A 12,696-nucleotide genomic window follows, 5' to 3' on the forward strand; every position below is an offset into this window, starting at 1 on the left:
TTCAAGCTACCTCGCCATGAGGTCTTTACGGCAATCCGTTGGGTATCCATGTGTTATGAAGAGACTCCAGATCGTCCGGCCGACGAAGCCCTCCCCCCGGCCGCTCCCTCTCGATCTGCGTACGCCCTCCGGCCGACGCCTCCCGTTCTGAAGCAGGCGAACCTATGCTCGGAACATGTCGGATTTACAGATGCGCGTCTCAGATGCGGACCGTGAGCGAAGCGCGCGAAAGCTCCAAGACGCGTTCATGGAAGGCCGTCTCACCCAGTTGGAGCTTGAGGACCGGCTCGAACTGGCCCTCACCGCGCGAACCTACGGCGATCTGGCCGACCTGACCGCCGACCTACCGGCTGACGGGCCCGCGGTGGACGGGCCCGTGGCCGACGAGGTGGTGGAACTGGAGTCCAAGAACGGCCACATCAAGCGATCAGGCGACTGGGCGGTCCCCCGCCGGCTCAAGGTCGCCTCCAAGTACGGCAGCGTCGAACTCGACCTGTCGGAGGCCGTCATCTCCCATCCGGTCGTCGAGATCGACCTCGACCTCAAGTACGGTTCGGCCAAGATCGTGCTGCCCGACGGTGCCGCGGCCGACATCGACAGGTTCCGCACGGAGTGGGGCAACACCGCGACGTCGGAGGTGCCGGGCCGGCCCCAGCCGGGCGCCCTCTATGTGGTGGTGAGCGGCCAGGCGAAGTACGGGAACCTGGCGATCCGCTATCCGCGTAAGCGCTGGTTCACCCACTGATGGAAGATCGAGATGTGGTGCTCGCTCGGCACCAGCACCCCGCCCGCCCGGTAGGCGCGTGACGACATACCGGGCTGGGTCCGCTCACAGGCGGCGAAATCCTGCTCGTTGACCCGGTGGAACAGCTCGACCGAGAGCGACAGGTCGGCGCCGGAGGCGACCACGTCGGGGTGGTAGAGCCAGTCGCACTCCACGATCGTCCGGTCGGCGGCCAGCGGCACCATGCGATGCAGGATCACGTGGTCGGGCACCAGGTTGACGAACACCTGCGGCTTGACGGTGATCGCGTAATAGCGCCGGTCCTGCTCGGCCGACACGTCAGGCAGTTTGCCGAACCCGGGGCTCCCGTCCACGGTGAACCCCTCGGCCCGCTCGGCGAACTCCGCCCCGTGGCCCACGTAATACTGCGCGGCGTAGCCGCCCGCGAACTCGGGCAGCACGGCCGTCAGCTCCGGGTGGATCGTGGCGCAGTGGTAGCACTCCATGAAGTTCTCGACGATGAGCTTCCAGTTGGCCTTGACGTCGTACACGATGCGGCGCCCGAGGTCGAGCTTGTCGACGTGGTAGTGCTCGATCGCCGCCGGATCACCCAGGCGCTCGGTGGCCGCGCTCGTCACCGTCTCCTCGAACGACGGCGGCTCGTCGGCCAGGCAGACCCAGGCGTAGCCGAGCCACTCACGCAGGCTCACCGGGATCAGCCCGTACTCCACCCGGTCGATGTCGGGCATCTTCGCCAGGTTGGGCGCGGCGGCGAGGCGGCCGTCCAGGTCGTACGACCAGGCGTGGTAGGCGCACCTGATCGTCCGCCTGACCTCGCCCGCCTCCTCCAGGCAGAGGCGGGCGCCGCGGTGCCGGCAGACGTTGAGGAAGGCGCGCAGCTCGCCGTCGCGGCCGCGAACCACGAGCACGCTCTCTCTTCCGACCTGGACCGTCCTGAACGTCCCCGGCCGGGCCAGTTCGCCGGACCGGACCGCGCAGAACCAGAGGCTCTCGAAGATCTTGGCCTGCTCTTCGGCGAAGGTCGCGGGGTCGGTGTAGGCGTGGCCCGGCAGCGTGGAGATCAAGCTCGATGTGGTCAACCGGCACCCCTTGTTGCGTATTACGCACCGAGTTGCTCTATATGCGACATCGTCTGGTCGGCCTCAGAAGCTGTCAAGAGTTGGGCGCCCGCTTTACAACGACTTGATACTGATGGTGCTAGTGGGGTGCAAGCACCTGTCAAGGATTACTCCATAATGTCGATTCGTCGCTAAACGCAACGAAGGGCACGGAAATGACACCCCCTCGTCGTCGCATCGCCATCGCGATCGCGACGCTTTCTCTTGCCGGCCTCACCACCGCCTGTGGTGCCATCGGCAACGCTGTGGACTGCAACCAGATGGGCAGCGAAGTCACGAAGATCATGACTGACTTCAACGGAAGCATGACCTCGGCCGCGACCGATCCCAAGGCCTTCGAGAAGGCCGGCGATGAGGCCGCCGCCAAGGTGAAGACCCTGGCCGGCAAGTACGACGGCGACCTCGCCGCCGCGCTCAATGACCTTGCCACCGGGCTCGACGGCATCAAGATCGACGCCAAGGATCCCACCGGCTCGATGGACTCTGTCCAGAAGTTGCAGAGCTTCGTAACGAAGATCCAGAGCGCCTGCACCTGACGCTTGTGTCGGCATGCCGCACCGGCCGCGGGGGGCGGCTCGGCGCGGCGGCCTTGTCGCGTTCGCGGTCCAGGGGGAACTTTTCCGCGAACGCGATCAGGGGGAATCGGTCTACGCTTGCTGCCCGTGACGGGGGAAGCTCTGGCAGCGGGCGCTGCCCGTTGGACGGCCCGGATCACGCCGAACCGCCTGCGCGTCGGGCTGATCGCCGTGATCTCGGCCGCCGTCTACGCCGTACTCGGCCTGGTCAAGCTGGCCACCTATCGCGCCAGCACGTTCGATCTGGTGATCGTGGACCAGGCCGTGCGCAACTACGCGCACTTCCGGCCGCCGTACATCCCGATGGTCGGCGCCTTCCACGACCGGGGGCTGGACTACCTCCAGCTCGCCGACCACTTCTCGCCCATCTACGCGCTGCTGGCGCCCTTCTACTGGATCCATGACGGCCCGGCCTCGCTGATCGTGGCGCAGGCGCTGCTGTTCGCCGCCGCGATCCCGTTCATCTGGCTGTTCACCAGGCGGATGCTGGGCACCGCCCCGGCCTACCTGGTCGCCGTGGCCTACGCGCTGTCGTGGCCCGTCGCGCAGGCGATCGCGTTCGACGCGCACGAGGTGATGTTCGTCCCGCTGCTCACCGCGATCATGATCGAGCGCTACCACGCGGGGCGGCTGCTGCCCGCCTTCGCGGCGATGGGCGCGCTCCTCCTGGTCAAGGAGGACATGGGCCTCACGGTGATCGGCTTCGGCCTCTACCTCTTCCTCACCGGCGACAGGTTCCGCGGGCTGTGCTGCGCCGCGATCGGCCTCGGCGGGGTCATGCTCACCCGGGGCGCGCTCATTTCGCTGCTCGGCGGCCAGAGCCAGGATTTCTGGGCCTACGGCCACCTGGGGCCCGACGCGCCGAGCGCGATCCTGACGCTGCTGCGCGACCCGCTGAACGCCCTGCTGCTGCCGTTCAGCGAGGAGACCAAGGTCGACACGCTGTTCCTGCTGGCCTGGCCGACGCTGCTGCTCTGCCTGCTGTCGCCGCTGTCGCTGGTCGCGCTGCCGCACGTGCTCGAACGCATGCTGTCGGACCGCGAGCCGTGGTGGCGGGCCGACTTCCAGTACAACGCCTTCACCGTGGTGATCCTGCTCCTCGCGGGGGTCGACGGGCTGTCCAGGCTGCTGCGCCGGGTCAAGCGCGCCGACGACCGCTCGCTCAAGCTGGCCTGGTCGGCGGGCGCGCTCGTGGTCGCGCTCACCCTGGTGCCGAAGTTCGCCCTGGATCAGCTCTACCATCCGGCCTTCTACAAGGCGGAGGAGATCAGGACCGAATCGGCCGCCGCGGCGGTGGCCGCGGTGCCCACGGGCGTCACCGTGGAGGCCGCCAACTCGCTCGGCCCGGCCCTGACCTCCCGCACCACCGTCCTCCTCTGGACCGGGCAGCCGCGCGGCGCCGCGTGGGTGGCGGCCGACACGGCCCGCTGGCAGTACCCGTTCGGCTCCCCTGACGATCAGCGCGCCCAGGTGGACCGGCTGGTGACCGAGGGATACACGAAGGTGTTCGACCGCGATGGTTATGTGGTGCTACGCCGTACATGACCCGGTCGGCTTATCCGATGGCCTCCGCGTACGCCCGGTCGAAGCCCGCCAGGACGGTCGGCCAGGTGCCCGCCGACGGAGGGACGGCGCGGTTGTGAGCGATCATGCGCTGCCGCAGCTCGGGATCCGTGGCCAGGCGGGCCACGGCGGCGGCCAGGTCGCCCAGGCTGCGGCCGAGCAGCCCCTCCGTGCCGTGCCGGACGAAGTCGGCCACCCCGCTCTGCGCCCGCGCCACCACGGGAAGCCCGGCGGCGCGGGCCTCCAGCGCGGCGATCCCGAACGACTCGCGTGGCGCCGGCGCCACGAACACGTCGGCCGACTCCAGCACCTTGGCGATCTGCTCGCGGGTGTAGCGTCCCGGCAGCGAGACCCAGCCCGTCATGCCGTGCCTGGCCAGGTAACGCTCCATCTGGGCGCGCGCCGGGCCGTCGCCGATCACCGTGGCGCGCAGCGGAATGCCCGCGGGGACCCGGGAACGGACCATGTCGAGCAGCTTGAGCAGCCGGACCGGCTGCTTGCGCGGCGCCAGACGGCCCACGGCCACGATGTGCACCTCCTCGCGCGGCTCCGGCGGCGACCCGGAGAACAACCGCCAGCCCGACAGGTCGAGGCCGTTGGACACCACGTGCACGGGCACCCCCTCCCCCGCGACCGACCGGATCGGGGCCGCCGCCGCGTTGCTGACCGTGGTGGCCACCAGCCCCCAGCTCTGCCAGCCGTAGACCAGGCGCAGCAACCGGTAGACGCCGCGCGTGACGGGATCCCACATGCTGTGCACGGTCACGACGCAGGGAATCGCGGCCCGTTTCGCGGCCCGCACCCCCATCCAGGCGAACGGCGAGACCGCGCCCATGTGGACGTGCACCACGTCGGGCCGCGTGGAGGTCAGCCGCCGCGTGAGATGTCCCACTCCGAACGGGTGAACCGGCAGGTCGAAGGGCATCCTGGCGACGATCCGGTGCACGCCGGGCAGCGCCTCTCCTTTGGTCGCGGTCGCCACATCGACGGCGTGGCCGGCCTCGCGCTGCGTACGCACGAGGTCGGCGACCTGAACCTCGATCCCCCCGAGTCGCGGCAGGTAACAGTCACTCACGTGAAAGATCCGCACCCCTCCCAGACTAATCTGGGCGTTGTGCCTCCACGTACCGCTGTGTTCTTCCACGCCCATCCCGACGACGAGGCCCTATTGACGGCCGGCACGATGGCGATGCTCGCGGCCGAGGGACACCGCGTGGTCCTCGTGGTGGCGACCGCCGGCGAGCGCGGCCTGGCCGAGATGGGGCCGGGCGAGGAGTTGCGCGCGACCCGCCTGAAGGAGCTGTACGAGTCGGCGGCCCTGCTCGGCTGCGCCCGCGTCGAGTGCCTCGGCTACGGCGACTCGGGCCTGAGCCCGCAGGGCGGCAGCGCCGAAGAGCGGCCCGACGACGCCTTCATCGACGCCGACTCCGAGAAGGCCGCCGGAAAGCTGGCCGCCATCCTGGAGGAGGAGCAGGCGGACCTGCTGTCGATCTACGATCCGGCGGGCGGCTACGGCCATCCCGACCACGTCCAGGTGCACCGGGTGGGGCGGCGGGCGGCGGAGATCGCGGGCACGGCGGTCGTGCTGGAGGCGACGGTCAACCGCGACCCGCTGGTCAGGCTGCTGAAGCTGGCGGGGAAGTTCTACCGGTTCCCGCCCGAGTTCGACGTACGGACCTTCGAGAGCGCCTACTCGGCGAGTGAGACGATCACCCACCGGGTAAATGTCCGGAAATATGCGAAACAGAAGCGGGCGTCCATGTCCGCGCACGCCTCCCAGGCGACCGGCGGCGACAGCGACCGCACGCTGGCCGTGATGCTCAAGGTGCCCGGCCCGCTCTACCGGCTCGTCTTCGGCACCGAGTGGTACGTACGGCGTGATCTCCCACCCGGCACCCGCCTCAATCATCCTCTGGACCAATGGCCGAAATAAGTCCCCAGTATGATCCGGGCCGCCCCCGCGAGCGGCAGACTGTACCCCGATGAAGAACAGATGGCTCCAGATCACGCTGTCGGCGCTCTCCCTGGCGCTGGCCCTGGCCCTCGTGGTCTACCTGCCGCAGATCGTCCACTCGCTGACCGGCAAGCCCGTGTCCTGGCGCGAGATCGGCGCGCTCTTCCACAGCCTCAGCTTCGGCACCATCGCCCTGATGACCGTGGTCTGGCTGCTGAGCCTGCTGGCCTACACCTTCGTGCTCACCAACTCGCTGCCGGGTCTCAACAACCTGCAGGCGCTCTCGCTCAACGCGGCGGGCAGCGCGGTGAGCAACCTGCTGCCGTTCGGCGGCGCGGCCGGGGTGGCGCTGACGTTCGCGATGACCAGGGGCTGGGGGTTCGCCAACCGCTCGATCGTGGTGATGACCCTGGTCAGCGGCATCTGGAACACTCTGTTTAGATTCATCCTGCCCGCCGTCGGCATCATCGCGCTGCTGGCGGCCGGCAAGGCGCCCAACCCGACGGTGGCCAAGGCCGGCTGGGTGGGCGCGGTGTCGATCCTGGCGCTCTGCCTGGTCGTGGCCGCCGCCCTCTACTGGGACCGCGCCGCCGCCCTCCTGGGCAAGGGCCTCGACTTCCTCGTACGCCTGCTCAGGCTGAAGTTCCACGCCTCCGAGGCGCTTGAGCGGCTGCGCAAGGACACCGCCGAGATCGTGAAGTCGCGCTCGATCGGCCTGTCGCTGGCCATGGTCTTCTTCCTGGGCTTCCAGTGGGCGATCATGGTCGTCTGCATGCACGCCACCGGCGCCTATCCGGGGCTGGCCCAGTCGATCGCCGTCTTCGCCCTGTCACGCGTGCTGACCAGCGCACTGGTCACCCCGAGCGGCGCGGGGATCATGGAGAGCGGCGTGGCCGCGCTGCTCTACGCCTTCGGCGTGGCACCCGCCCCGGCGACGGCGACCGCACTGCTTTTCGGCTTCTGGACTTACACTATCGAGATCCCGTTCGGCGGCCTCGCTCTAGGCGCGTGGGCGCTACTGCGCAGGCGCAACGCCAGGAACGCCGACGCGGAGCCCCCGTCCGCGATCTCGAAGGCCCCCTAGTGACAATCCCAAACCGAACAGGCGTTAATCAATCACGGCCCTTGTGCCTGATTCGGAAGCCCGCATAGCGTGGCGGCTGACATGGTGGCGTTCCGAGTTCTGGGGCCAGTCGAGGCGTACGAACACGACGACGAACTCGACCTCGGCGGGTTGCGGCAGCGGGCCGTCCTCGCCCGACTTCTCGTGGCCAGAGGTCAGGTCGTGCCGGTTGACACGCTCCTTTACGACTTGTGGGATGACGACACGGCCAAGGGAGCCCAGTCGGGGCTCCAGGTTTACATCTCCCGGCTGCGCCGGGTGCTGGAGCCGGGCCGTCCGCGGGGCGGGCCCAACCGCCTGCTGGTGACCGTCGCCTCCGGCTACGCGCTGCGGGTGGCGCCCGACCAGGTCGACGCGCTCAAGTTCGAGCAGTTGGTCAGGGCGGCGGGCGAACACCTCGAAGAGGGCGATCCGCAGTCCGCGCGCGCCCGCCTGGAGAAGGCGCTCGGCCTGTGGCGGGGCACCCCCTACTCCGACTTCGCCGACCAGCAGTGGGCGGAGGCCGAGGTCAACAGGCTGACCGAGCTGCGGCTGGTGGCGCGCGAGCGGCACGCCGACACCGGGCTGCGCCTCGGCCTGCCCGCCGAGACCGTGCCCGACCTGGAGGCGCTCACCACTGAGCACCCGCTGCGCGAGGAGGGCTGGCGGCTGCTCGGCCTCGGCCTCTACCGCTGCGGCCGGCAGGGCGACGCGCTGGCGGCGCTGCGCCGGGCCAGGGGCATCCTGGCCGACGAGCTGGGCATCGACCCGGGGCCGGCGCTGCGCAAGCTGGAGTCCGACATCCTGGCCCAGGCGCCCGAGCTGGAGCTGAGCGTCGCGCCACGGCCGTCCAGGCCCGTGCAGGCGCCCACCGACACCTGGCCGCCCCGGCCCGCCGCCCCGGTCGAGCCGCCGCCACTGGAGCCCGAGCCGTTCGTCGGCCGCGACGCCGAGCTGGCCAGGCTCACCACGGCCGCCGCGCGCACCGGCAGGTTCCAGGTGGCGATCGTCGCGGGCGTCGCGGGCGCGGGCAAGACCACGCTGCTGCGCCAGCTCGACGGCAAGCTCACCAATGACGGCTGGATCACCGCCTCCGGCGCCTGCCCCGACTCCAGCGCGACACCGCCGGGCTGGGCGTGGGTGGAGATTCTGCGCGCCCTGGTGGGGATGACCGGCGCGGGCGAATACGCCCAGCTGCTGGCGCCGCTGCTCGACGACGCCGACCCCGATCCCGACGACGACGAGGTGTCCGGCGGCTTCCGGCTGCACCGGGCGGTCGGCGGCTACCTCGCGGGGGTGGCGCGGCGCGCGCCGGTGCTGCTCACGCTCGAAGACCTCCACTGGGCCGACGACCAGACGCTGGCGCTGCTGCGCGCGCTGCCCAGCCTGCTGGCCACCAGCCGGGTGCTGCTCGTGGTCACCTGCAGGGAGAGCGAGCTCGACGACCGCCAGTCCGACGTGCTGGCCGCGCTGGCCCGGCTCGGCCCGGTGCGGGTCGGGCTGTCCGGCCTCGACCCCAAGGCCGTGGGCGAGCTGGTCAGGGCCACCTGTGTGCGCGAGATCGACGAGGACGCGGTCGAGTCCATCGTCGAGCGCACCGGCGGCAACCCGTTCTTCGTGCGCGAGACCGTACGCCTGCTCGACTCCGAGGGCGCGGCCGACCGGGCCAGCGCGGTCGAGGTGCTGTCGCGGGTGCCCTCAGGGGTGCGCGACGTGCTGCGGCGGCGCATCTCCCGGCTGCCCGCCGGAGCCCAGCAGATCCTGTTGCAGGCGGCGGTGATCGGCCGCGACGTCGACGTCGACGTGCTGGTCGACGTGGCGGGCGACGAGGACGCCGTGGTGGAGGCGGTCGAGGCGGCGCTGCTGGCCGGGCTGGTGACCGAGCCGGGGCCCGGGCTGCTCAGGTTCGATCACGACCTGGTGCGCGACACGATCTACTCCGACGCCTCCCGGCTGCGCCGCACCCGGCTGCACGCGGCGGTCGCGTCGGTCATCGAGCGGCGCACACCGTCCGACGTGGCGGCGCTGGCGCACCACTACTTCCTCGCCGACGCCGCCGAGAAGGCCGTCCACTACGCCGGGCTGGCCGCCGAGCAGGCCGAGCGCAGATTCGCCCACCGCGAGGCCGCCACGCTGTGGGAGCAGGCCATCGCGGCCTTCGACCGCACCGGCGGCGACACCAAGGACCGGCTGCAGCTCATGCTCCGCCAGATCAGGGCCCTGGCGCTGTGCGGCGACATGACCGCGGCGCGGCTGCTGCGCCGCCAGGCCATGGACTCCGCGCTGCCGCTGGGCGACCTGGAGATCACCGCGCGGGTGGCGGCCTCGCTCGCCGTACCGCACAAGGGGATGGCCCGCGACTTCACCCGCACCGCGTGGGAGATCGTCGACGTCACCGAGAAGGCGCTGATGGAGCTCCCCGAAGGGGAGCAGACGCTGCGCGCGAGCCTGCTCACCACGCTGGCGCTGGAGCTGGAGGGCTCCTCCTCGCCCGAGCGGGGGCGGCAGGCGTCGCTGGAGGCGCTGGAGCTGGCCAGGCAGAGCGGCGACCCGACGCTGCTCGCGGCGGCCCTCAGCGGGCGGCTGCGGCAGTCCTACGACATCCCGGCGGTCGACACCCGCGAGAGCATCGGCCGCGAGCTGCTGGAGGTCGCCCAGCGCTCCGGGCAGATGGCCACGCAGGCGCTGGCCCACCTGGTGCTGCTCGAATGCGCGGCGGCCCGCGGCGAGTTCGCCATCGCCGACGAGCACGCCGCCGCGGCCGACCGGCTGGCCAGACAGTACGACCTGTCGGCGCCGGCGGCCGTCTGCGCCTGGTATTCCGGCCAGCGACTGATGATCGCCGGCGACTACCGCGGCGCCGAGCGGGCCTACGCCGACGCGGCCAGGATGACCGAGCGGGCGGGCATGCTGGAGGGCCGCCAGGACCTGCCGCTGATCACCACGTTCTGCCTGCACCTGGTCGACGGCCGGGCGGCCGAGACGGTCGGGCAGATCGCGGCGGCCCACCAGCGCGGCGCGAAGTGGACCCTCGACGCCTACGCGCTGGCGCTCGCCTCCGCGGGCCGGGTGGCCGACGCCAAGGCCGTGGCCGCCGTACGCCCGCCCGTGCGGCCCGACTTCCTGTACGAGCTGGCGATGACCTGGCGGGCGCTGGCCGGGATGCTGCTCGACGACCGCGAACGGATGATCGACTGCTACGACAAGCTCAAGCCGTTCGCCGACCGCATCGCGGGCGCCGGCACCGGGGTCGTGGCGCTCTGGCCGGTGGCCCTGACGCTCGGCGACCTGGCGGTGCGGCTGGGCCAGCCGGACGCGTCGCGGGCCCACTACGAGAAGGCGCTGGAGGTGGCCGAGCGGGTCGGCGTGCCGCGCTGGGTGGAAGCGGCGCGGCGGTCGGTCAGCAACTCACCTGGAAGCGGTCGCTCTTGATGGTCTTGGCGCCCTCGACGGTGAGCTCGATGCGATACCAGCCGGGGTTGTTCGTGATGCTGGGGTTCCAGCGCACGGTCTTCGTGTTACCGGCGAAGCCGTCGTAGTTGACGAAGTAGGAGTGCCAGGTGTTGGTGCCGGGGCTCCAGCGGGACAGCTCCCAGCCGTACAGGACGGTGTGGTCGGGCTCGGGGTTGATCACCACACTGCGGGCCACGAACGTCTTGACACACCCGGCATCGCCGACCGGCAGCGCGCTGACGCTGATCTTGCCCGGCTTGGCGGCCTGGGGCGTCCGGGCGGTGGTCGGGGAGATGATGGGCAGCTCGCGGGCCGACAAGGTGACCGTCTGCGCCGGGTGCGGCGCGGAGTTGGCGGTGTCGTAGGCCGAGAAACCGACATAGGCTCCGGTGAAGGCGAGGGCCGCCACGAAGAGCTTGGCCGTGCTGGCCGTGCCGGAGGCCAGAACCGCGGTGCTTCTCGTTGCCATGATCAACACTCCTTCTTGCTCACCTACAGTGGTACGCGAAGGTGGTTGAACCCTGGTTGTCGACGAGTTGCACCCTGCTGTGGCGACGGCTTGCCCCTTCAACTAAGGTAAGGCTGACCTAAAGCACGCGACGGGGGGTGGGGTCCTTGATGCGACAGCTGGCGATCACCATCGAACCCGTGGGGCCGATCTGGCTGGGGGTCGTGCTGATCATCGCCCTGTTCGGTGCGTTCCAGGCGTACTACTGGATCGGCCGCAGGCTCGGCGAGAAGCTGTACGACTCGCGCATCGGCGTCCGGCTCGGTCGCGAGCGGATCGCGAAGGTCGAGCGGGTCGTGGAGAAGTGGGGCGCGTTCGCGGTCTACGGGTGCTTCTGGGTGCCCATGCTCCGGCACACGCTGCCGTGGGTCGCCGGGGCCCTGCGCGTCTCCTACCCCTGGTACCTCGTGGCCAGCGCGCTGGGCTGCCTGACCTGGGCGCCCATCTGGTGGTTCGGCCTGAGCGCGCTGGTCTGGGCCTGGCTCCAGGTCGCCGCGCGGTCGCCGATCACGGCGGCGGTCCTGGCGGTGCTGTTCGTCGGCGGAGTGGTCGGGTTCGTCGTGTGGCGCCGGAAGAAGCGGGCGGACAAGGTGCTGGCCGCCTGAGTGTCCTCAACTTGGGACAGAGTTCGGCATATTAAGCGTTGATCACCTGCGACCATGTCGGCATGCATATTGGGGGTTTCATCGGCGGCGCCGCACTCGCCGTGGTCGTGGGGATCTCGTCGCCCGCAACGGCCGCGCAGGCGGCGGACCCGCCCGTTGTGGCGGCAAAATCAGCGTATGTGGTCGATTCAGCGGGAACGATCCACTTCAACAAGCGGGAGACGAGCCGCGTCCCGGTCGCCAGCCTCGTCAAAGTGATGACGGCGTACGTGGTGCTCCGCGAGGCCAAACTGGGCGACACCATCACCATCACCGCGGCTGACGTCAAGCACGCGACCAAGTACGGCGGCACCACCGCCTCGCTGAAGAAGGGCGAGCGGCTCACGGTCAGGGACCTGCTGTACGGGCTCATGCTCCCGTCGGGGGCCGACGCCGCCAACGCGCTGGCCAGGACGTACGGGCCGGGCAACGCGGCATTCGTCGCCAAGATGAACGCCGCGGCCAAGCAGCTGCGCCTGGCCGACACCCGCTACACCAACGCCGACGGCCTGCCCGTACCCAGCAACGGCGGTTACTCCACGGCCGTCGACCAGACCAAGCTGGCGCAGGCGGCGCTCCGCGACACGACGTTCAAGACGGTCGTCGGGCGCGAGGTGCACAAGGTGGCCAAGACATCCGCGCACCGGGCGCACACCTGGCGCAACTCCAACAAACTGCTCACGCAGGCTGACGGGGTGCTGGGGGTCAAGACCGGCTACACGAACGCGGCGGGCTACTGCCTGCTGTTCGCGGCGGAGCGCGGCGGCAGGCAGGTGGTGGGCGTGCTCCTCGGGGACCAGGACGCGCGCCGCTTCAGCACGGCCGAGAAGCTGCTCGACTACGCGGGCGAGCAGATCGCCGGCAGCTGATCCCACGGCCCGGCGACGACCTGCCCGGTCATCGCCGGGCCGCGACCGCTCGCCGAGGACGGGCGATTGCTGTTCGCGCACGAGCTGATCGTCCGCGGCTCGACCGCCGCGCCCGCTGTCTGACCGACCTCGCGTACGACCGGGCGGCCCCCGCTCTCGGCGAGG

At 70.5% G+C, this 12,696-nt stretch carries 11 protein-coding genes; 8 read left to right on the forward strand and 3 right to left on the reverse strand.

Translation table 11 applies throughout. The annotated features are described in order from the left end of the window. The first annotated feature begins 190 nt into the window (after window positions 1-190). A complete protein-coding gene (locus AB0C30_RS45540; protein ID WP_357956327.1) occupies window positions 191-745 on the forward strand; it encodes a DUF1707 domain-containing protein in 555 nt (184 codons plus the stop codon). Here the strand turns inward: AB0C30_RS45540 and AB0C30_RS45545 are convergent. Continuing rightward, the gene (locus AB0C30_RS45545; protein ID WP_357955964.1) at window positions 715-1,824 is read right to left on the reverse strand and encodes an aromatic ring-hydroxylating dioxygenase subunit alpha; all 1,110 of its coding nucleotides are present in this window, start codon (window positions 1,822-1,824) and stop codon (window positions 715-717) included. The genes AB0C30_RS45540 and AB0C30_RS45545 overlap by 31 nt on opposite strands. Before the next feature lie 194 nt (window positions 1,825-2,018). Here AB0C30_RS45545 and AB0C30_RS45550 point away from each other — a divergent pair, with 194 nt between their 5' ends. After that, window positions 2,019-2,399, forward strand: a complete 381-nt coding sequence (locus AB0C30_RS45550; protein ID WP_357955966.1) for a hypothetical protein — start codon at window positions 2,019-2,021, stop codon at window positions 2,397-2,399. A gap of 126 nt (window positions 2,400-2,525) precedes the next feature. Beyond that, window positions 2,526-3,983, forward strand: coding sequence for a DUF2079 domain-containing protein (locus AB0C30_RS45555; RefSeq protein WP_357955968.1), 1,458 nt, complete (start codon window positions 2,526-2,528; stop codon window positions 3,981-3,983). Window positions 3,984-3,993: 10 nt separating this feature from the next. On the opposite strand, the gene AB0C30_RS45560 is transcribed toward AB0C30_RS45555, so the two are convergent. Then, a complete protein-coding gene (locus AB0C30_RS45560; protein ID WP_357955970.1) occupies window positions 3,994-5,076 on the reverse strand; it encodes a glycosyltransferase family 4 protein in 1,083 nt (360 codons plus the stop codon). A gap of 39 nt (window positions 5,077-5,115) precedes the next feature. On the opposite strand from AB0C30_RS45560, the gene AB0C30_RS45565 reads away from it, so the two are divergent. The 3 genes from AB0C30_RS45565 to AB0C30_RS45575 all read left to right on the forward strand — a co-directional run bounded on the left by AB0C30_RS45565 (window position 5,116) and on the right by AB0C30_RS45575 (window position 10,489). Next, the gene (locus AB0C30_RS45565; protein ID WP_357955972.1) at window positions 5,116-5,934 is read left to right on the forward strand and encodes a PIG-L family deacetylase; all 819 of its coding nucleotides are present in this window, start codon (window positions 5,116-5,118) and stop codon (window positions 5,932-5,934) included. A 49-nt stretch (window positions 5,935-5,983) separates the two neighbouring features. After that, window positions 5,984-7,039: a lysylphosphatidylglycerol synthase domain-containing protein gene (locus AB0C30_RS45570; RefSeq protein ID WP_357955974.1), complete on the forward strand. Its 1,056-nt coding sequence runs from the start codon at window positions 5,984-5,986 to the stop codon at window positions 7,037-7,039. 81 nt (window positions 7,040-7,120) lie between these two features. Next, entirely contained in the window at window positions 7,121-10,489 is a 3,369-nt protein-coding gene (locus tag AB0C30_RS45575; RefSeq protein ID WP_357955976.1) for a BTAD domain-containing putative transcriptional regulator, read from the forward strand. On the opposite strand, the gene AB0C30_RS45580 is transcribed toward AB0C30_RS45575, so the two are convergent. Then, window positions 10,458-10,979, reverse strand: a complete 522-nt coding sequence (locus tag AB0C30_RS45580) for a hypothetical protein (RefSeq protein ID WP_357955979.1) — start codon at window positions 10,977-10,979, stop codon at window positions 10,458-10,460. The genes AB0C30_RS45575 and AB0C30_RS45580 overlap by 32 nt on opposite strands. A 149-nt stretch (window positions 10,980-11,128) precedes the next feature. Here AB0C30_RS45580 and AB0C30_RS45585 point away from each other — a divergent pair, with 149 nt between their 5' ends. Beyond that, window positions 11,129-11,623 carry a VTT domain-containing protein gene (locus tag AB0C30_RS45585; protein ID WP_357956329.1) on the forward strand — a complete coding sequence of 165 codons (495 nt, stop codon included), beginning with the start codon at window positions 11,129-11,131 and terminating at the stop codon, window positions 11,621-11,623. Window positions 11,624-11,685: 62 nt separating this feature from the next. After that, a complete protein-coding gene (locus tag AB0C30_RS45590; RefSeq protein WP_357955981.1) occupies window positions 11,686-12,531 on the forward strand; it encodes a serine hydrolase in 846 nt (281 codons plus the stop codon). Window positions 12,532-12,696 lie beyond the last annotated feature (165 nt).

Source organism: Nonomuraea sp. NPDC048901, from assembly GCF_040649695.1.
Classification (GTDB): domain Bacteria; phylum Actinomycetota; class Actinomycetes; order Streptosporangiales; family Streptosporangiaceae; genus Nonomuraea.

Excerpts from the sequence above, each read along its gene's own strand:
- AB0C30_RS45540 (WP_357956327.1), top strand. The coding sequence starts at position 191 with ATGCGCGTCTCAGATGCGGACCGTGAGCGAAGCGCGCGAAAGCTCCAA.
- AB0C30_RS45550 (WP_357955966.1), top strand. The coding sequence starts at position 2,019 with ATGACACCCCCTCGTCGTCGCATCGCCATCGCGATCGCGACGCTTTCT.
- AB0C30_RS45570 (WP_357955974.1), top strand. The coding sequence starts at position 5,984 with ATGAAGAACAGATGGCTCCAGATCACGCTGTCGGCGCTCTCCCTGGCG.
- AB0C30_RS45575 (WP_357955976.1), top strand. The coding sequence starts at position 7,121 with ATGGTGGCGTTCCGAGTTCTGGGGCCAGTCGAGGCGTACGAACACGAC.
- AB0C30_RS45580 (WP_357955979.1), bottom strand. The coding sequence starts at position 10,979 with ATGGCAACGAGAAGCACCGCGGTTCTGGCCTCCGGCACGGCCAGCACG.
- AB0C30_RS45585 (WP_357956329.1), top strand. The coding sequence starts at position 11,129 with ATGCGACAGCTGGCGATCACCATCGAACCCGTGGGGCCGATCTGGCTG.
- AB0C30_RS45590 (WP_357955981.1), top strand. The coding sequence starts at position 11,686 with ATGCATATTGGGGGTTTCATCGGCGGCGCCGCACTCGCCGTGGTCGTG.